The 20,791-nt window shown below is 30.0% G+C and carries 18 protein-coding genes; 6 read left to right on the top strand and 12 right to left on the bottom strand.

Going from position 1 to position 20,791, the window contains the following annotated elements:
* Positions 1–17: 17 nt before the first annotated feature.
* The gene (lon, locus tag H9I45_RS04770) at positions 18–2,489 is read left to right on the top strand and encodes an endopeptidase La (protein ID WP_088352922.1); all 2,472 of its coding nucleotides are present in this window, start codon (positions 18–20) and stop codon (positions 2,487–2,489) included.
* Between the two features lie 247 nt (positions 2,490–2,736).
* Here the strand turns inward: lon and H9I45_RS04765 are convergent, their stop codons facing one another.
* The 4 genes from H9I45_RS04765 to H9I45_RS04750 form a co-directional block, all read right to left on the bottom strand.
* Positions 2,737–3,126 (bottom strand): hypothetical protein, encoded by a 390-nt coding sequence (locus H9I45_RS04765; protein WP_088352921.1) that lies wholly within the window; start codon positions 3,124–3,126, stop codon positions 2,737–2,739.
* A 115-nt stretch (positions 3,127–3,241) separates the two neighbouring features.
* Positions 3,242–4,105, bottom strand: coding sequence for an AraC family transcriptional regulator (locus H9I45_RS04760; RefSeq protein WP_088352920.1), 864 nt, complete (start codon positions 4,103–4,105; stop codon positions 3,242–3,244).
* A gap of 208 nt (positions 4,106–4,313) precedes the next feature.
* Entirely contained in the window at positions 4,314–4,805 is a 492-nt protein-coding gene (locus H9I45_RS04755; RefSeq protein WP_088352919.1) for a TlpA family protein disulfide reductase, read from the bottom strand.
* Between the two features lie 174 nt (positions 4,806–4,979).
* Positions 4,980–7,235, bottom strand: coding sequence for a glycoside hydrolase family 95 protein (locus H9I45_RS04750; protein WP_191141248.1), 2,256 nt, complete (start codon positions 7,233–7,235; stop codon positions 4,980–4,982).
* Positions 7,236–7,389: 154 nt separating this feature from the next.
* Between H9I45_RS04750 and H9I45_RS04745 the strand changes: the two genes are divergently transcribed.
* A complete protein-coding gene (locus H9I45_RS04745) occupies positions 7,390–8,064 on the top strand; it encodes a class I SAM-dependent methyltransferase (protein WP_088352917.1) in 675 nt (224 codons plus the stop codon).
* On the opposite strand, the gene H9I45_RS04740 is transcribed toward H9I45_RS04745, so the two are convergent.
* The 6 genes from H9I45_RS04740 to ruvX form a co-directional block, all read right to left on the bottom strand.
* Complete coding sequence (locus H9I45_RS04740; protein ID WP_140422724.1) at positions 8,056–9,930, bottom strand: alpha-1,3-galactosidase-related protein; 1,875 nt, start codon at positions 9,928–9,930, stop codon at positions 8,056–8,058. The genes H9I45_RS04745 and H9I45_RS04740 overlap by 9 nt on opposite strands.
* Positions 9,931–9,972: 42 nt before the next feature.
* Complete coding sequence (locus H9I45_RS04735) at positions 9,973–12,408, bottom strand: glycoside hydrolase family 95 protein (RefSeq protein WP_088352915.1); 2,436 nt, start codon at positions 12,406–12,408, stop codon at positions 9,973–9,975.
* A 258-nt stretch (positions 12,409–12,666) separates the two neighbouring features.
* Positions 12,667–13,446 carry a nucleoside triphosphate pyrophosphohydrolase gene (gene mazG, locus H9I45_RS04730; RefSeq protein ID WP_088352914.1) on the bottom strand — a complete coding sequence of 260 codons (780 nt, stop codon included), beginning with the start codon at positions 13,444–13,446 and terminating at the stop codon, positions 12,667–12,669.
* A gap of 159 nt (positions 13,447–13,605) precedes the next feature.
* Complete coding sequence (locus H9I45_RS04725; protein WP_088352913.1) at positions 13,606–14,046, bottom strand: DUF5606 family protein; 441 nt, start codon at positions 14,044–14,046, stop codon at positions 13,606–13,608.
* 26 nt (positions 14,047–14,072) lie between these two features.
* Positions 14,073–14,663, bottom strand: a complete 591-nt coding sequence (gene def / locus H9I45_RS04720) for a peptide deformylase (protein ID WP_088352912.1) — start codon at positions 14,661–14,663, stop codon at positions 14,073–14,075.
* Between the two features lie 160 nt (positions 14,664–14,823).
* Entirely contained in the window at positions 14,824–15,234 is a 411-nt protein-coding gene (gene ruvX / locus H9I45_RS04715; protein WP_088352911.1) for a Holliday junction resolvase RuvX, read from the bottom strand.
* A 120-nt stretch (positions 15,235–15,354) separates the two neighbouring features.
* Between ruvX and H9I45_RS04710 the strand changes: the two genes are divergently transcribed.
* Together H9I45_RS04710 and H9I45_RS04705 are read left to right on the top strand one after the other, a co-directional pair.
* Positions 15,355–16,170, top strand: coding sequence for a 2,3,4,5-tetrahydropyridine-2,6-dicarboxylate N-succinyltransferase (locus H9I45_RS04710; RefSeq protein ID WP_088352910.1), 816 nt, complete (start codon positions 15,355–15,357; stop codon positions 16,168–16,170).
* Positions 16,171–16,183: 13 nt separating this feature from the next.
* On the top strand, positions 16,184–16,939 hold the full coding sequence (locus tag H9I45_RS04705) for a glycosyltransferase family 2 protein (protein WP_088352909.1): 756 nt from the start codon (positions 16,184–16,186) through the stop codon (positions 16,937–16,939).
* Here H9I45_RS04705 and H9I45_RS04700 read toward each other — a convergent pair.
* Complete coding sequence (locus tag H9I45_RS04700) at positions 16,936–17,682, bottom strand: glycosyltransferase family 25 protein (protein WP_228455052.1); 747 nt, start codon at positions 17,680–17,682, stop codon at positions 16,936–16,938. The two genes, H9I45_RS04705 and H9I45_RS04700, sit on opposite strands and share 4 nt — an antisense overlap.
* On the bottom strand, positions 17,679–18,482 hold the full coding sequence (locus H9I45_RS04695) for an alpha-1,2-fucosyltransferase (RefSeq protein ID WP_088352907.1): 804 nt from the start codon (positions 18,480–18,482) through the stop codon (positions 17,679–17,681). Before H9I45_RS04695 ends, H9I45_RS04700 begins: the two co-directional genes overlap by 4 nt.
* Positions 18,483–18,601: 119 nt before the next feature.
* Here H9I45_RS04695 and H9I45_RS04690 point away from each other — a divergent pair, with 119 nt between their 5' ends.
* Both H9I45_RS04690 and H9I45_RS04685 read left to right on the top strand, forming a co-directional pair.
* Positions 18,602–20,017 (top strand): CCA tRNA nucleotidyltransferase, encoded by a 1,416-nt coding sequence (locus H9I45_RS04690; RefSeq protein WP_088352906.1) that lies wholly within the window; start codon positions 18,602–18,604, stop codon positions 20,015–20,017.
* A 6-nt stretch (positions 20,018–20,023) separates the two neighbouring features.
* Entirely contained in the window at positions 20,024–20,791 is a 768-nt protein-coding gene (locus tag H9I45_RS04685) for a DUF1647 domain-containing protein (RefSeq protein ID WP_088352905.1), read from the top strand.

Here is a 20,791-nt window from a genome sequence, read left to right as displayed (position 1 = left end):
AATCAATCAATGTCAGTATGACAGATATAAAGAAGATGAGCAAACCAAAAGTAATGAGATTAGACAATATGTCGCTTCATAGCATGCTAAATGAAGATTCTGAGTTAATTCCTTTAATGACGCCAGAAGATGAAGAGATTATTAATAACGAAAGTGTACCAGAAATTCTACCAATATTACCTTTAAGAAATACGGTTTTATTTCCAGGTGTTGTAATTCCTATTACAGCTGGTAGAGACCAATCTATTCAGTTGATAAAAGATGCAAACAAAGGCGATAAAGTTATTGGAGTTGTTGCACAAAAGAATGAAGAAATAGAAGAACCTGGTTTAAAAGATATCCATACAACAGGAGTTGTAGCACAGATTTTACGTGTTTTAAAAATGCCAGATGGAAATACAACTGTTATTATACAGGGTAAAAAACGTTTCGAAATAGATACACTTATACAAGATAAACCGTATTTAAAAGCGACTGTAAAAGAAGCTGTAGAAGATAAAATTATTACAGATGAAAAAGAGTTTGAAGCAATAATAGAATCGATAAAAGAACAAGCATTAGAGGTAATTAAGGAAAACCCGATGTTGCCTTCAGAAGCATCTTTTGCGATAAAAAATATAAAATCGAGTTCTTTTTTGGTGAATTTTATTTCTTCGAATATGGATTTAAGTGTGATGCAAAAACAAGTAATTTTAGAAAAAGACAATCTAAAAGAACGTGCATTGTTAACACTTACAAACCTGAACAAAGAACTTCAGAAATTAAAATTACGAAATGATATTCAGTCTAAAACAAGAGAAGATTTAGACCAACAACAGAAAGAGTATTATTTACACCAGCAATTAAAAACCATTCAAGAAGAATTGGGTGGTGTTTCTAACGACCAAGAGTTGGAAGAAATGCGTAAAAAAGGGAAAGCTAAAAAATGGACAAAAGAGGTTGAGAAAACGTTTGAAAAAGAATTAGGTCGATTAAAGAGAATGAATCCGCAAATGGCGGAATATGGTGTTCAAAGAAGTTATTTAGAGCTCTTATTAGAATTGCCTTGGGGCGAATACACAATTGATAAATTCGATTTAAAAAGAGCAACAAAAATCTTAAATAGAGATCATTTTGGTTTAGACAAAGTAAAAGACAGAATTATAGAACATTTGGCGGTTTTAAAGTTGAGAAACGATATGAAATCTCCTATTTTATGTTTGTATGGACCTCCAGGAGTTGGTAAAACTTCGTTAGGAAAATCGGTTGCAGAAGCTTTAGGAAGAAAATACGTTCGTATGTCTTTGGGTGGTTTGCGAGACGAAGCAGAAATTAGAGGGCATAGAAAAACTTATATTGGAGCGATGCCTGGACGTTTAATTCAGAATTTGAAAAAAGCCGAAAGCTCGAATCCTGTTTTTGTGTTAGATGAAATTGATAAATTAGGGCAAAGTCATCAAGGAGACCCATCTTCTGCGATGTTAGAAGTGTTGGATCCAGAACAAAACGAATCTTTTTACGACAATTATTTAGAGGTTGGTTACGATTTATCGAAAATCCTTTTTATTGCCACAGCAAACAATTTAGGGCAAATTCCTTGGGCTTTGCGTGATAGAATGGAAATTATAAATGTAACTGGTTATACAATTGAAGAAAAAGTAGAAATCGCGAAAAGACATTTGTTACCAAAGCAATTAAAAGAACATGGTTTAACAACAGAGCATTTAAAGTTGGGTAAAAAACAATTAGAACAAATTGTTGAAGGCTATACAAGAGAATCTGGAGTTCGTGGTTTGGAAAAGAAAGTAGCGAAAGTGGTGCGTTTTGCTGCAAAATCGATTGCTTTAGAAGAAGAATATAACATTGCAATTACAAGCGAAGATGTCGAAAAAATCTTGGGAACTCCAAGAAATAGAGACAAATACGAAAATAATGGAGTAGCAGGTGTGGTTACTGGATTAGCGTGGACTAGCGTTGGTGGAGATATTTTATTTATAGAATCTATTTTATCGAAAGGTAAAGGAACACTTTCTATTACTGGTAATTTAGGAAATGTAATGAAAGAATCTGCAACAATTGCTTTGCAATACATAAAATCTAATGCAGAAGAATTTGGTATAAAACCAGAAATTATGGAGAAGTACAATGTCCATATTCACGTTCCTGAAGGCGCAACACCAAAAGACGGCCCAAGTGCAGGTATTACCATGTTAACCTCTTTGGTTTCTTCTTACACGCAACGAAAAGTAAAAAACAAGTTAGCAATGACTGGCGAAATTACTTTACGAGGAAAAGTATTGCCAGTTGGTGGAATTAAAGAAAAAATATTAGCAGCAAAAAGAGCAAATATCAAGGAAATTATTCTGTGTGAAGACAACAGAAAAGATATTTTAGAAATTACTGAAAGTTATTTAAAAGGACTTACGTTCCATTATGTTTCGGATATGAAACAAGTAATTGATATCGCGCTTACAAAGCAGAAAGTAAAAAATGCTAAGAAATTAGTGTAACTTTTTACTTTTTTATTTTGAATTGAAAAGCCTCCTTTTTTTTGAAAAAAGGAGGCTTTTTTGTTTTTCGCTAACGGTTTGTATATGAAAAGTGGCAGATTTATATAGACTAATTTTCAGTTTTAAAACAAATATAATAGAAAAGAGCCTAACTTTAGGTTAAGCTCTTAACTGCTATTTTTTATATACTTTGTTGTAGCCAGTTTTCATGTCATTTTTTAGATGACTTTAGGCTATCATTTATCTACTAATTTTCAGGTTGCATAACAGCAACTTCTCTAGTTACTTGCCAACGATTTTCTTCCCATACCAATTCAAGACTAAATACAAACTTTTGTTCAATACCTGTTAAGTTGACTTTTCGCACAACAATTATATGGCCTAAATCGCCATTTAAATCGATATTACTATACTCAGCCCAATTATTTAAATGAGCATCTCCATTATCTCGTTTTGATTGAAACATTGTTAAAACGGAATTTTTGTCTAACATGTTACTTTGACCATTAGTGTCAACCATAAAAACTTTAAGGTTTTTATGGTAAATTAAATCTAGTTGTTCTATATCAAAAGTTGTTCCTGCTTTTATTAAATTTTCACCTGCTTGTTTTAATGTTTTTTCTGATTGTTCTATCATGTCTTTATTTTTAATTTATATCATTTATTATTTAATACAAATGTCGACAGTGATATGGCTGAATGGATTATCAATCTCTTTTTTTAGATAGTCAATATCTAATCGAGTTATTTTTTTAAAGTTTATCTTGAAATTGAAGTGGGGTTAGTTGAGTGTGTTTTTTAAAAAATCGAATAAAGTTAGATGGTTCTTTAAATCCCATTTTAAAAGAAATTTCTTGAGAAGTGTATTTTTTTTCTAAAATATTTCGTTTTATTTCTAACAATAACCAGCTGTCAATAAAACCTTTAGCTGTTTTATTTGTAATCTCTTTACTTATTTCATTTAGATAATTGTAGGATACATTTAATCTTTTCGCATAATCTTTTGCATTATGTATTTCACTATAGTGTTTAATAATTAATTCTTTAAATAGATAGAAATTTTTTAATCTTTCACTATCAAAAAAAACATGTTCATTACATGCCAATCTTTTGATTTGAAAGAGTAAAGTCATAAAAGTAGAATGAATAATTTCTGACTTTAAATTATTGTCTATATCTTTATGTAAGTTTCCTATTAATTGTAAAATAGGTTTTAAAGTATCAATACTTTTTTTTGCTATTTGAATATTTGAAGTATTATAAATTTGTAAAAAATGGAATAAGTTTTTTTCATTAATATTCTGCGTAATAAAACTTTCTTCAAATCCAATTACGTAACCTTTTACGTTTACTTCTTTATTAAACGAATGAATTTGCCCTTTTGCTATTGGTAAAATTGTTCCAGAAGATAAAACTTCTTCTTTAAAATCTACAAAGTGTTTGCTTTCTCCTTCTAAAATTATTATTAGAGCATGAAATTCAATTCTATGAGGTTTAGATAAATCAAATTTACTTCCTGAAATTGTTTCATATAATTCTTGTATTGTAACAAAATCAAAAGGAATTTTTTGTTTTACAAAACGCGAAAAAGTTATATTTTCAATTTCATTTTTCATTAATTAGTTCAGTTTTTTTAATTGGCTACAACTTCATATTGATATGATATCGTTTTAATGATTTATATCAGGAGTTAGCGAAGTTATATTTTTTAAGATTTAGAAACAAACTAAATTATTCGCAACTATTCGATGTTTTGGTGTACACAAAAAAAAAATACCCAAGACATTGCAATAACAAAGACTTGGGGATTCTATTAAATTTTAATTACTTAATCTTCCCTATTAATTCCTTAATCTTGGCAACATCTAAACTTGCAGTATGTTTTGTAATTAAATTGCCTTTTGCATCGTAAAAATAAGTGGTTGGTCGTAATATAATATCGTAATCTCCCAAGCTTTTTTTACTTCTTAGAAAATTAAAAGTATAAGGATTATTCGTTTTAAAATTATTTATTTTTTCCAAAGATTCATCTGAAATCATTATAAAATTTACGTCATCTCCTAATTCTTGCTTTACTTTTTCGAAATAAGGAAATTCTTTAATACAAGGTCGGCACCAAGTTGCCCAATAATTTACGACTAAAGGTTTTCCTAAATATTGTGCTAGTTCAGTTTTTGTTCCATCTAATTTTTCTACTTCAACTTGTTGTAAAGAAACATCTGGCTGTACAAATACTTTAAAATATAAAATTGTAAGTGTTGCTATTAATAAGACTCCACCAACAGCGAAACCTTTCCAAAATGATTTTTTATCCATAGTTTATTTTATTGTAAGATTTGCAAAGACCACTAATAATAGTATTGTTAAAATTAAAAGACCTATAAAACCGGATAATAACCCAACTACGAAACTTGTTTTTTTATTCATTTTATAATAATTTTAAATGTCTATGTAAATTAGACGTTGGGTAATTGAATATGTTACAATATTTTATTTGCTTTGATAAGTATATTCTCCACCAGCTTCTACATCCACAACAAATTTTTCTGTTCCATAAACAACAGGAATTTTACCACCTTTTTCAGATCTAATAACAGCTTCTGTAATTGTTCCATTATTCCAAGTGATATCACATACAAATCCACCTCTAGCTTTTAACCCTTTTACACTTCCTTTATTCCATGCTTTTGGCAAAGCAGGTAATAATTTAATGGTTCCATTATGCGATTGTATTAACATTTCTGCAATCCCAGATGTGTACCCGAAATTTCCATCAATTTGAAAAGGAGGGCAAATGTCTAAAAGATTGTCATACATGTTTTTAGCCAAATGTTCACTTGCCATTTTCCAAGCACGATCTCCATCATTTAATCTTGCCCAACAATTTATTTTCCAAGCTTTGCTCCAACCAGTTCCACTGTCTCCTCTATAATTTAGAGAGGTTTTTGCTGCTTCTGCCAATTCAGGAGTTTCTTCAACTGTAATTTGCGATCCTGGGTACAAACCAACTAAATGAGATAAATGACGGTGCTTGTTATTAGGAACATACGTTGCTAAGGAGCTATCTTCTTCAATAATTTCGTTATCCATCCATTCTGCTAATTGACCGAATTTACCAATTTTAAGTGGCCAAAGTCTGTCTCTAGCTTCCGTAACTTTATTTATAAACTCTTTTTCTTCAGGTAGATGCTCACGAACATTTATAATATCTGTAAATAATTCCCAAATTACTTGTTGGTCGTAATAAGCACCTTTTGTAAGTGGGCCATGTTCTGGAGAATAAGTTGGTGAAGAAACTAATATTCCACCTGGATATTCTTGTAGATTTTCCAACCAAAATTGAGCAGCACCTTTTAAAATAGGCCATCCTTTTTCTTTTAAAAATTCTACATCGTTGGTAAATGCGAAGTGTTCGTAAATATTTAAAGAAATCCAAGCTGCACTTTGTGGCTCAAACATATGTATACCTCTTGCAGGACCCATAGCAGAAAAACCCCAAACATTAGAAGTATGTGTTGTTACCCAACCTTCTGTATTAAAATGGGTTTTTGCTGTTTTTTCACCTGCTTTTCTTAAATCGTCTGTCCATTCGATTAGTGGTAAACTACATTCAGATAAATTAGTAACTTCTGCTGGCCAATAATTCATTTCTAAATTAATATTCAAATGATAATCGCTATTCCAAGGTGGTGTATTAGAATTGTTCCATAAACCTTGCAAATTTGCAGGTAAACCTCCAGGTCGTGAAGAACTTATTAATAAGTAACGACCATATTGGAATAATAAAGTTTCTAAATGTCTGTCTTCTTTATTTTTTCTATATTTAACCAAACGCTTATTTATTGGCATATTTAAGTAAGTAGTATCTTGTCCTAAATCTAAATCTACTCTAGAAAATAGGTTCGAAAAATCTTTAAAATGTCTCTCTTTTAATTCTTTAAAATCTTTGCCAGCAATTGCTTTTAAAGTTTTATTATTTTTTATTGATGCAGAAGTACCATAATAATTAGGATACGTCATTTGGTAATTGGTAGCACCAGCAACAATTATAGTAACTGATTTAGAATTTTCTATCCATAATTTTTCATTTTTACTTTTAATAGAACCGCCATTAGGTATTGTAATTAATTGTGCCTCAAATTCTAAACCTTTATTTTCTTTACTTTTCGTGTCTACTTCACCATTAAAAATTAATTTGTTTTCATTTGCTTTTACATTGCTTTTTTTATGCAAAGAACTTAGCCCAATTGAACCACTTAAACCAGCATCACTATCTGTTGATAGTTTCATAACAATTACTTGATCTGGATAGCTCGAAAAATATTCTCTACGATATTTTATATTATCGATTTCATAAGTTACAACTGCTGTTCCTTTAGACATATCTATATCTCGTTGGTAATTTTTTAATTCACCTTTATGATTGTCTAAATTAATTAATACATCACAAAACGATTGATATTGTCCAAAATCTGGCCTTCCATATCCTTTATCTGTAAAAATACTGTCCATCATTAATTCATTAACTCCATCAGTTTTTCCTTCTCTTAGAATTCCTCTTAATTTTTCTAAAGATTTGTACGTGCCTTTTCTGTCATTATCTTCTCTGTACCAACCGCTCCAAATACTACTTTCATTCAACATTATTCTTTCATTTTCGACTCCTCCAAAAACCATTCCTCCTAATCTTCCATTTCCAAAAGGAAGTGCTTTCATCCAGTCGTCTCCTGCTGGTTGGTCGTACAATAAACGATATTTTGGATTTCGGCTGTTATCTTCTTTTGTACATGAGAAAAGTAGGAGTAGTGTTAAACTGATAAAAATGTAAAATGTGGATTTCATAGGTTTAAAATTATATAGTTTGTAAGTTTGTTTTTATATTGAAATAGTGTTAATTTTAATGAATAATAGTAATAAAAATAAAAAATTAAAGAAACCTTGGCCTACTAAAAATGCGATGGAACAAGTTTATGAAATGAAACTTTGGGGCGATAATAATACCGATTTTTATTCTGGAGATGGTTCTCATAATTCTGCAATTTTAGCTCCATATATTACTGTTGTAAAATCGTTTTTAAAATCATTTGAAAAAAAACTTATTATTTGCGACTTAGGTTGTGGCGATTTTAATGTTGGTAAAGAATTGGTGCAATTTTCTAAAAAATATTTTGCGATAGATATTGTTGAAAACTTAATCCATCGAAATAAAGTAAAATTTAATGCAGAAAACTTAGAATTCCATTGTTTAGATATCTCAAAAGATAAATTACCTTCTGGAGACTGTATAATATTGAGACAAGTTTTACAACATTTATCTAATGGAGAAGTCTCAAGAATACTAACAAAATTTTCTAATTTTAAATACATTATTTTAACAGAGCATTTACCAAATGCCGATTTTATTCCTAATAAAGATATTATTTCTGGACAAGGAATTCGATTGAAAAAACAAAGTGGTTTAAACATTTTAATGCCACCTTTTAATTTAAAAGTGAAAGAAGAAGAGCAATTACTATCAACAGTTTTAAAAGATTCGAAAGGTGTAATTGTAACCACTCTTTATCAACTATTTTAAATTATTTTTCACTTCTTTAAACAGCTCTAAACTAAATTCTTTATTTTTTAAATCTAGTTCTTTGCTAGACATGTTTTTTAATATGATGTTTTTTCCTAATAGGTTTTTATCAACAGTATTACCACTTATTTCTACATTTTTACAAGCATCTAAAAAGAAGTTTTGTTTTTGAGAATGCCAAGGTGTATAGGCATAACTTCTTGTGATTTTGTTGTTGTTAAATTGTAAGCCATCTACAGATTTTGCAAATAAAATAGGATAATCTGAAGGATTAAAACTGTTATTTTCAATGGTAATATTATTATGATAAGGTTGGTTCGCATCTGCCTCAGGAATTTCTGGGTAAATACTAATAATTGCCTTGCAAAACTGATAAGCAGAAGAATTACAAGGGTATTTAAATTCGTTATTTCGAATGGTAATATCTGTTACAGCACCACTTTCGTACCAATAATTTGCATCACCAGCAATAAGAATCGCAGAACCACTAGTTTCAAAAATGTTGTTCTCAATCACCACTTTTTTAGGTGTCGAAATTAAATAACCTCTGGCTCTGTTGCTTCCAATAAAACAATTTGTAATAGTCGCAGTTGGTGTCCAGCTCATGTTTTCCAGAGAAAAATCTTTCGATAGCTCTTCTGGGATTTTATTTTTAAACTCAACCGTAAATGTTTTTTCATCAATTTGAGTAAAACTTTTTACAACGCTTGTTCCTAATGAAATCATGTTTTTCTTATTCACGAAACTCACTTTATCATTTTCTTTTGCCCAAATTAAACCTAAACTCATATCATGTGCATAACTACATTTTAAAACGGTGTCATTTACTCTTTCTAAAACGGGTACATAAGTTCCATGAATGTTTATTGCATCGTCCATTAAACCTTGCGCATCACAATTATCCACAATAATATCTCCTTTACAACCCATAAAGTGCAAACCATCATCATGTCCACTTAAATATCTGTTTTTCTTTGGATTCGGAATCATATTAACCTTTTTCATGGTAATATTTTCGCAATACTGAGAAAGAATTCCTAAGCCAGAAGTATGGTACACATCAATATTTTCTAACTTTAAATTTTTACTATGAAATAAGAAAATTCCTGCGTGATCGCGATCACTATGTCTCATTATTAAATAATTACCAACAGCAGGTGTTTTTGTAAATTCCCCTTTCATTAACAATTTATTTGTACCAACTTTAGAATATACAACCTCTTTTAATTTTCCATTTACAGTTCCATGATCTCCAGTAAACGCAGGTATAATATGGTTTTTATCATATTCTATTAACCAAGAACCTCCAGACAATCTCCAATTTGCTTTCCAATCGTCCGCACTAAAAACAACTTTATCTTTTAAGACTTTATGAGGGAATTGAACTGTATCAATTTCTACTAAAAGATGTTCGGAATCTGCTTCTAAAACTTTTGCTTCTGCAGTTAAAGGTTGATCCCAGTCAATGGTTAAATTTTTGATTTCTATATTTTCTGAATTATCAATAGTAAAAGGCTGTATATGTCCATGATAAACAAAATCCGAATGATTAGCATCAATCGTTATATTCTTTTTATTCTGAATAAATATTGCCAATCTTTTTGGATTGATATCATACGTGTTTGTTTCAAAATAAGGTTTAAAATACGTTGAATCTGGGTAAAAATCATATCTTCCTTTTGGGAAAACAATGGTTACAGGTTCGTTATCTAAACCTTCAATAATTTTATTAATTTTTGAAGTAATGCTTTCTTTTGTGTTTGGTTGAATTCCAAAATCATTCACATTAATTATTTTAATTTCTGATGAAGAGTTGCAACTCATCAGAAAAAGGGTAATTATAAAAGATGCAAAAAGCGTTCTCATAAAATTAATTTTATATAAGATAAATGATATTCAAAATCGTTATTAAGCTCCGAAATTTTTTCCATCTTTCAAAGGGAAATACTCTAAACCAGCTTCAGTTTCTATAGAAATTTGCTTTCCATTATGTTCTAAGATACAAGCACCTCCATTTTTAGAAAATACACGTACACTTTCTAATTTTCCTACTTTCCAACTAAGGTCAACAACAAAACCACCTCTAGCACTTAATCCTTTTACATAACCATCTTTCCAGTCATTTGGTAACGCTGGCAATAATCTAATTTCGCCAGACTGACTCTGTAATAACATTTCTGCAATTCCAGATGATGTTCCGAAATTCGCATCCATCTGAAAAGGAGGGTGTAAACCAAATAAATTTGGACTTGTACTTTTTGATAATACTGTTTTTAAACTTTTATTTGCGTTTTCTCCATCTCCTAACCTTGCATATTGGTTAATTAACCATGCTGCACTCCAGCCAGTATGTCCACCACCATTTTCAATTCTATAATCTAAAGATTTTCTAGCAGCTTCTGCATATACTGGGGTTTTAACAACATCAATTTGATAACCTGGATGTAAAGCAAATAAATGCGATATATGTCTATGGCCAGGTTCTAATTCTTTAAACTCTTCTTGCCATTCCATTAAACGTCCATCTGAACCAATTTGTGTTTGTGCTAAATTTTGCTGTGCTTTTTTTACTTTTTGTAGTAATTCGTCATTAATACCCAAAGCTTCAGAAGCATCTATGTAATTTTTAAAAAGTTGCCAAATAACTTGTTGGTCGTGAGATGGTGCCATACAAATTTTACTATTACTACCATCTGGTGCTAAGAAACTGTTTTCTGGAGAAACAGAAGGTCCAGAGATTAATTCACCAGTTTTAGGGTCTGGAATTAACCAATCTAAATAAAACTGAGTGGAAGTTTTTAAAATAGGAAACCTTTCTTCTAAGAATTTTTTATCTAAAGTATAATAATAATGTTCCATAAGGTGTGTAGTTAACCAAGCACCACCACCTAAATGCATTCCCCAACTAGATTCTTCTCCAGGAGCAGTAAAACCCCAGGCATTTGTAATTGGGTGTAAAACCCAACCATCTGCATTATAATGTATTTTTGCTGTACTTTTTCCTGCGTCTTTTAAAGTTTCCATTAAATCGAATAAAGGCAAATGCATTTCCCCTAAATTGGTGCTTTCTGCCAACCAATAATTCATCTGAATATTAACATCTGTATGAAAATCTCCATTCCAAGGAGTTTGAATTTTATTGGCCCAAATTCCTTGTAAATTTGCAGGTAAAGTTCCAGGCCTCGAAGAAGAAATTAATAAATATCTACCATATTGGAATAACAGTTCCACCATACGTAAATCTTCTTTCTTTGCTCTTACATTTTTAAGTCGAACGTCTGTAGGTATTGTGTCTAAGGCACTAGAAGTTATTTTAAAATCGACTCTTTTATAATATTTTTGATATTCGTTTTTATGTCTTTTTAAAAGCTCTTTGTAGCTAGTTTTCTTAGCTTTTTGTAAATTTGTTTCTGTAATATTTTTATAATCTCTTCCTTTGTAAGTAGGGAATTCTAATAGATAATCTGTAGAAGCAGTTAAAAATAAAGTAACTTCATCTGCGTTTTCTACGATTAAATTTTTGCCTTCGTATTTAATAGAACCATTTTTATTTACTGCAGATAAACGTGTTAAATACTCTAAATTTGTTCCACCTTTTCCATCAGAAAGAGCTCCTTTCATAATTAATTGGTCTCCATTTGCAGAAGTTTCAAATTTTTCTGGTCTCGACATTGTACTTTTAAACGAGATTTTACCAGGGGTATCTGCAGTTAATTTTACAACCATTACCTGATCTGGTTCACTAACAAAAATTTCTCTTTTATAGTTTACACCATCTTGTTTATAACTTACTCTAACTACAGCATCATCTAAATCTAATTCACGATTATAATCCTCATAATCGCTATTTTTATTAAAATCGATCCATAAATCTCCCATGGTTTGAAAACAACCAAAAGGAACTTCTGCTCCATTTCCATGACCACTCCCATGACCTACGCAAACTTGAGTTTGTTGTGTTAATAAAGTAGCTTCTTTATATTTACCTTCAAAAAGTAGTTTTCTTATTTCAGCTTGAGCTGGAAAAGCGGCAGGATTGTCATCGTTATTTGGGCTTCCAGACCACATGCTTTCTTCATTTAATTGAATACGTTCTTTATTAACATCTCCAAAAACCATTGCACCTAAAGCACCATTTCCTAAAGGTAAAGATTTTAGCCATTCTGGGTCGTCTTTCCATCCATTAGGACTATCTACTGCACTGGCAAGTGCTGGTTGTTTGTACCAAAGTTTAAGTGAATTGTAATCTTCTGTATTTTCTGTTTTTTTACAAGCAGTTAAGAATAGTAAAAAGCTAATTGTAAGTAATTTTAATAAGTGAAAGTTTGATTTTTTGGTGTTCATTTGTTAGGATTGATTTATATATATCTAAAAGACAAAAATATTTTATGATTAAATATTTTTAAAAATATAAGCTAACTTACTGCAAAAAATATGTAGTTACAAACTATGGAAAGTCGTAAAGTAAAGATTAACGAAAAAAGACCCTTTTTTGATGATTTTGTACCAAAAAATATAAATGTAGATATTCTATGAAAACTAAATTTTAGGAAATGAAATAGAATTTTTATTTAGAATTAAGTAAAAAATACTAAGATGAAATTATTTAAAGAATTCTTTTGATCTTTCCCAGTATATATCCATCTCATTTAAAGACATATCAGATAGGTTTTTTCCTTCTTTTTTTGCCGCTTTTTCTAAGTATTGAAAACGGTTGATAAACTTTTTATTTGTTTTTTCTAAAGCATTTTCTGGGTTAACATCTATAAAACGAGCGTAGTTTATCATGGAAAATAAAACATCTCCGAATTCTTTTTCGGTATTTTCTTTATTTCCTGCTTTAATTTCTTCGTTTAATTCGCCAAGTTCTTCTTGTACTTTTTCCCAAACTTGTTCAGGTTTTTCCCAATCGAAACCTACTCCAGCTACTTTTTCTTGAATCCTGCTTGCTTTTACAACTGCTGGCAAACTTTTAGGAACACCTTCTAAAACAGATACTTTGCCTTCTTTTAGTTTTAATTGCTCCCAGTTGCGTTTTACATCTTCCTCATTTTCAACTTTTACATCTCCATAAATATGTGGGTGTCTGGAAACTAATTTATCGCAAATTGAATTGGCTACATCAGCAATATCAAAAGCTTTTTTCTCACTTCCAATTTTTGCATAAAATACAATGTGTAATAATACATCGCCTAATTCTTTTTTAATCTCTTGTAAATCATTATCGAGAATAGCATCCGCTAATTCATACGTTTCTTCAATAGTTAAGTGACGTAGGCTTTCTAAAGTTTGTTTTTTATCCCAAGGACATTGCTCACGAAGCTCGTCCATAATATCTAACAAACGATTGAATGCGGCTAATTGCTGTTTTCTTGTATTCATGATTGGTGTTTTTCTAACGCAAAGATGCAAAGTCGCAAAGTTTATTAATAAAGGCTCAAAAACTAAAAATAAGATTTCTAAAATTTTAGCCTACCATTTTTTTGTAAACTGAATTTAAAACTCTAAACTTCTATTAACACTGTAAACTGAGACTAAAAACTACTCACTATCTTCTGAAGTTGTTTCAGAATTTGCTTCAGCAGAAGTTGCTTCAATTTTAGAAAAATCCATTCCAGATTTTACTAATAAGTTAAACCACTGAATTACTTTTTTAATATTTGAAGTATACACTCTCTCATCATCATAATCAGGTAAAACTTCTGCAAAAAAAGCTTCTAGTTTTTTACTACTTTCTTTGTGAGAAATTGCTTCTTTTCCTTCTGTTTTTTCGAACATTGCTTTAAAAACTTCTAACAAAGGTTTGTCTTCTTCGAAAGTATAAATTGCAATATTTTCTAACAAACTAACATTTTGTGTTGCATTAACTGCCAAACGTTTTTTGTCTGTTAACGATTCTACAATAATTGCATTTTTAGATTGAGAAACTACTTGGTATAAACCTGGTTTAGCAGTAACAGAGATAATTTTATTAAATTCCATGTGTATATTTTTAGGTCTTAAAAAGACTATTTACCTTTTTTGATATTCGGAAAACGCATTCTATATTCTGCGTTAATTTTTCCTTTAGAAATGTTGTCTAATTTCTTTTTTATAATTCTTTTCTTTAGTGAAGAAAGTTTGTCTGTAAACAAAATTCCTTCAATATGATCGTATTCATGCTGAAAAACTCTTGCAGCCAAACCTTCTAGGGTTTCTGTATGCATTTTAAATTCTTCATCTTGATATTCAATGGTTATTTTTGGTTGACGAAAAACATCTTCTCTAACATCAGGAATACTTAAACAACCTTCGTTAAATGCCCATTCGTCTCCTTCTTCTTCTAAAATTTGCGCATTAATAAAAACTCTATTAAAGTTTTTTAATGTTTCTCTATCTTTTTCAGATAAATCTTCATCTTCTGCAAAAGGCGAGGCATCAATAATAAATAAACGAATCGCTTTTCCAATTTGTGGAGCTGCTAAACCAACACCAGAAGCATTGTACATAGTTTCCTTCATATTGGAGATTAATTTGTTTAAATCTTTATAATCTGGTTCTATATCTACAGCTACTTTTCTTAAAACAGGATCTCCGTAAGCAACAATTGGTAAAATCATTTTCTTATTTTTTTAAAGAATGCAAAAGTACAACTTAGAATAATTAATTACGAATTTTGAATTGTTTATTTAGAGTTTCAAAATTTTAAATTAAACATGTTAAAAATCTGCTCTTAATTATTCTCTAGCTTTTTTAAGTTAAAATTACCCAATTACACATTTATTTGCTGTATAAATACGATTGCAATATTATGGTTGCACTAATTTCGTCTACTAAAGCTTTATTTCTGCGTTGTTTTTTCTTCATTCCACTATCAATCATTGTTTGAAAAGCCATTTTAGAAGTAAAACGTTCATCTACTCTTGTTACTGGAATTGTAGGGATTTGTTGTGTCAGTTTTTTTAAAAAAGGAAGAATTAAGGCTTCGCTTTCACTTTCGGAATTGTCCATTTGTTTTGGTTCTCCAACAAGAAAAAGACTTACTTTTTCTTGTTTAACATAGTCTTTAAGAAACGGAATTAATTCGGAAGTATTAACCGTAGTTAAACCAGAAGCGATAATTTGCATCTCGTCTGTAACTGCTATTCCTGTTCGTATTTTTCCAAAATCTATGGCTAAAATTCTTGACATTTATAATTTTTGATGCAAAAATACGTTTTTTAAACAAAGCAGAAATATCTGTTTAAAAAATGTATCTTCGCTTTCAGTTTTTACAGATAGATTTATATTTGCAGAAATTAATTTATTACCATGAAAGAAATTAGAGAAATTATAGAATCGGCTTGGGAAAATCGAGATTTGTTAAAAGAACAAAACACAATAGATACCATTAGAAAAGTAGTCGATTTATTGGATAAAGGAGAATTAAGAGTTGCAGAACCAACAACTGATGGTTGGCAAGTAAACGAATGGGTTAAAAAAGCAGTTGTTTTGTATTTTCCAATTCAAAAAATGGAAACTTTAGAAGCTGGTATCTTCGAATATCACGATAAAATTCCACTAAAAAGAAATTTTGCCGAAAGAGGAATTAGAGTTGTGCCAAATGCAGTTGCAAGACATGGAGCTTATATTTCTGCTGGAACTATTCTTATGCCAAGTTATGTAAATATTGGTGCTTATGTAGATGAAGGAACCATGGTAGATACTTGGGCAACTGTTGGTTCTTGTGCACAAATTGGTAAAAATGTACATTTATCTGGTGGAGTAGGAATTGGTGGTGTTTTGGAACCATTACAAGCGGCTCCAGTAATTATAGAAGATGGCGCTTTTATTGGTTCTAGATGTATTGTTGTGGAAGGTGTAAGAGTAGAGAAGGAAGCTGTTTTAGGCGCAAATGTTGTGTTGACAATGAGCACTAAAATTATAGATGTAACTGGAGACGAACCTGTGGAAATGAAAGGTAGAGTTCCTGCAAGATCTGTAGTAATTCCAGGAAGTTATACAAAGAAATTTGCAGCTGGAGAATTTAACGTTCCTTGTGCATTAATTATTGGAAAAAGAAAAGAAAGTACAAATAAGAAAACCTCTTTAAACGATGCTTTACGTGAATATGACGTTGCAGTTTAAGAGTTAAAATGCTATGACAAAAATATCGGCAATTATACCAACACTAAATGAAGAAATTCATATAGCAGATGCAATAAAATCTGTTAGTTTTGCTGATGAAATTATAGTTATAGATTCTTTTAGTACAGATAAAACTGTAGAAATAGCAGAAAAATACAATGTAAAAATCATCAAGCGAAAGTTTGATGATTTTTCTTCTCAAAAAAACTTTGCAATAGAGCAAGCTTCCCATTCTTGGATTTATCTTTTAGATGCTGATGAGAGAGTAACTCCAAAAGTTGAAAAAGAAATTTTAGAAGCTGTGCAAAATCCAAATGGTTTTGTTGGTTTTTATGTTCGCAGAACTTTTTATTTTGCTGGCGAAAAAATAAATTATTGTGGTTGGCAAAGAGATAAAGTAGTTCGTTTATTTTTAAAAGATCATTGCAAATATGTTGGAGTTGTTCACGAAACGATTAAAACAACAGGAGAACTAGGTTTTTTTAAGTACAAAATAGACCATTTTGGGTACAGAAGTTACGACCATTTTATTGCTAAAATTCATCATTATGCTTCTTTAAAAGCGAAAGATTTACATAAACAAGGCAAAAAAGTTGGTTTGTTTCATATTTTGGTAAAACCACCAGCCAGATTTTTTATTCATTATATAATTAGACTAGGTTTTTTAGATGGATTTGCTGGTCTTATTTTAGCAAAAACCTTAGCATATTCTGTGCTAACCAGATATATAAAATTGTGGCTTTTAAATAAAGGAATTAAAGAGAGTTAATTGCTTTTGTAAAAAGCATAATTACCAATAAATCTATATGTTTTATAGGTAACTAAAGTAATTAATTGCCAAAAAGGACGAATAATTTCTCGGAACATTTTCTTGAATTTTGGCATTTTCTTTTGCTGAATCGTAGTTCCACCAACATTTTTATCATTACTACTTACATACCTTTTATTAGTTGTTAAAACAGGTGTTTTGTGTTTAAAAACATCTTGCTTTAAAACATCAATGGGAGAATAATAAGTTGTTAGATTTTTAGAAAGTGTTGTTGCTGCTTTTTTACCAATAATTTGTCCTGTTGTTTGTAATGAAGGAATTAAAAAAGTACTTGTTAATAAATCTGATTTCATCTTAAAAAAACCTTTTCTCCCAGATATATCTAAAAAAGTATTTTCAGAAATTGATTTTAAAAGCGAATTTAAATCCGTAAAAAAATCTTCAGTTAATAAAGCATCATCTTCTAAAACCAATGCAAAATCTTCTTTTTGTTTAGCAATTATTTTCCACAAATCGAAATATGTTTTTGTTAAACCGATTTCGCCATCATTTAAATATGGATAATGTGTTAAGAGATTATGTTGATTCTTTGCTTTTTTCAGAAAGTCTTGTGGCAATTCTTTTCCATAAACTGCAGGCATTCTTGTTAATGGAATATTCAATTTTTTAAATTGATTTTCCATAAAATTCCTGCGCTCCAAACTTTTGTCTAAATTGATATAATATACTTTGTATGAACTCATATTTTTATCCAATTTTCGCAAGCAATTTCATTTTCTTTATTAACAAACCACTGTTTTGGTGCAATTATGGTTTTACTTTTATTTTTATTCAACCAAGCTCCCCACCAAGAAAAACTACTGTTAGCGGTAATATTATGGTTGCAAAGACTCATTAAATACATGTCTTCGTGAGGAATTGTTTTATGATCGATATAAATAGCATTTTCTAAAGATAAATTTTCTTTCGTCCAAGAAATATCATCAGAAAATATAAAAAATTGCACGCCTTTGTTTTCTGTTTTTATCAACTCAATAGCCTCTTTATAATATTCCAAACTACAAGTTCCATGAATGGTATTTGCTTTTTTGTCGGAAACATAATCTCCTCTTCGAATATGTAAAGAACAACTTATATGAGACCCCAAAATCTGTTTCTTATATTTTTTGGTTGTTGTAGAAAGTTCTGCAGCAATTGTAAATTGTTCTAATAAAATAGTTCTTATTTCTTTAAAATATTTCTCTGTTTGGAAATATCCTTTTACATATTCGTTTCCTTTTAAAGACTTTAAAGAGGCGTCAAATAATAAGTTTTTCTCTTTTTTATATTGAAAAAAGTTGATTTTCGATAGAAAATTTGAAAAGTTAGAAGCGTATTTTAAATCTATTTTATAGTTGTTTAAATGATAACCACCATGAAGTTTGTAATTTTTAAAACCAGAAATGTCTAATTTCACGTCAAATCCTTTTTGTTCCAATGCTTTAGCATATGCGTATTGAAACATTTGATTTCCTAAACCACCAAGAATTCTTACAATTATCATTATAAATAAATCTTTTTAAAAGATAAAAACAAAAGTACAAATGTTATTATAATTTTCTTTCATCAATTTTATGTTTAAAGGAATATAAACAATAAATTTGCCATCACTTTTTAATAATTATGAATTACAAAGAAGCAATATCTTCAGAAATTTTTACAATCATCTCAAAGGCGTCCAAACAATTAGGTATCGAAAGCTATGTTATTGGTGGTTTTGTACGTGATTTCCTGTTGAAAAGAGGAAATGCAAAAGATATTGATGTTGTTGCTGTTGGAAGTGGAATTGAATTAGCTCTAAAAGTTTCTTCCTTATTACCAAACAAACCAAAAGTACAAGTTTTTAAAACCTATGGAACAGCAATGTTGCGTTTTAAAGATGTTGAAATTGAGTTTGTTGGCGCAAGAAAAGAATCGTATTCAGAAGAAAGTAGAAATCCTGAAGTTACTGAAGGAACTTTACAAGACGACCAAAATAGACGAGATTTTACCATAAATGCATTGGCTTTAAGTTTAAATGAAGCTAATTTTGGAGAATTATTAGATCCATTTAACGGAATTGAAGATTTAGAAGATAAGATTATTAGAACACCTTTAAATCCTGATATTACCTATTCAGACGATCCTTTAAGAATGATGCGTGCCATTCGCTTTGCAACACAATTGCATTTTAAAATTGAAGAACATTCACTTGCCGCTATTTCTAAAAATTCTAATAGATTAAAAATAATTACTCGAGAACGAATTGTAGATGAGTTGAATAAAATATTGGCTTCTCCTATACCTTCAATAGGTTTTTTGTTATTGCATGAAACAGGTTTGTTGCCACAAATTCTTCCTGAAATAGTTGCTTTAAAAGGAGTAGAGGAAGTGGAGGGGCAAAAACATAAAGATAATTTTTATCATACTTTTGAAGTAGTTGATAATATTGCTGAAAATACAGATAATGTTTGGTTACGATGGGCGGCTTTATTGCACGATATTGGAAAAGCGCCTACTAAAAAATTCAGTAAAAAAGTAGGTTGGACTTTCCATGCACACGAATTTGTAGGCTCTAAAATGGTATACAAAATATTTAAGCGTTTAAAAATGCCATTGAATAACAAAATGAAATTTGTACAGAAAATGGTATTGTTAAGTTCTAGACCAATTGTATTGGCAACTGAAGTTACAGATTCTGCAGTAAGACGTTTAATATTTGATGCAGGAGAAGATATAGATTCTTTAATGACACTTTGTGAAGCAGATATTACCACAAAAAACCCGAAGAAATTTAAAAGATATCATAGTAATTTCGATTTGGTTCGCTCTAAAATTAAAGAGGTAGAAGAACGAGATAAAGTCCGTAATTTTCAGCCACCAATTTCTGGTGAAGAAATTATGAAAGCTTTTAACTTAAAACCATGTAGAGAAATTGGTCAAATAAAAGAAACGATTAAAGAAGCAATATTGGATGGTAAAATACCAAATGAGCACAAAGCTTGTTACGATTTTATGATTGAAAAAGGGAAGGAATTGGGTTTAAAAGAGAATAGCTAAAAGATTATGAAATTACTAACTGAAATTAGAAGTCTTTTTTTACAAGCTCAATTATCATTTCATTCATTTTCACAAGATTTGATAATTGTCACTGGTTCAGATAGCTCTCATTTTAAAAGTTTACTACAACTTTTAGAGAGCTTAAAAATTCACGAAAAAAACACTAAAAGAATTGTTTACGATTTAGGTTTAACTGTTGAAGAAAATGAGATTTTAAAAAATAAATTTCCTGAATTTGATGTTAGAGAGTTCGATTACTCAAAATATCCATCCTATTTTAATATTAAGATAAGTGCAGGAGAATATGCTTGGAAACCAGTTATTATTAACGATGTTCTAAATGAATTTAAAACATCCGTTTGTTGGTTAGATGGAGGTAATAAAGTGATAAAACCTTTAAATTCTATTAGAAAGCTCATTGAATTATATGGTTTCTATTCTCCGTTTTCTAAAGGAATTATTGCAGATTGGACACACCCAAAAACTTTAAAGTGTTTAGGTCTTTTAAATGATAAAGAATTATTAAAAAAACGCAATTTAAATGGAGCTTGTGTTTGCGCAGATTACAATAATTTAAATGCTCGAAATCTAATTAAAAATTGGAGCGATTGTGCTAAAAACAAAGATTGCATTGCTCCAGAAGGCAGTAGTAGAGAAAATCATAGGCAAGACCAAGCTGTTTTGTCTGTCTTGGCTTATAGAGATATTCCTAATATTGCAAAAAAAATGATTTTTAAGAAGTTAGGTTTTAAAACGCACCAAGATATTGATTAA

The organism is Polaribacter haliotis (genome assembly GCF_014784055.1).
Classification (GTDB): domain Bacteria; phylum Bacteroidota; class Bacteroidia; order Flavobacteriales; family Flavobacteriaceae; genus Polaribacter; species Polaribacter haliotis.
The sequence above is the reverse complement of the archived record's forward strand: the minus strand, read 5'-3'. Positions and strand labels throughout refer to the sequence as shown.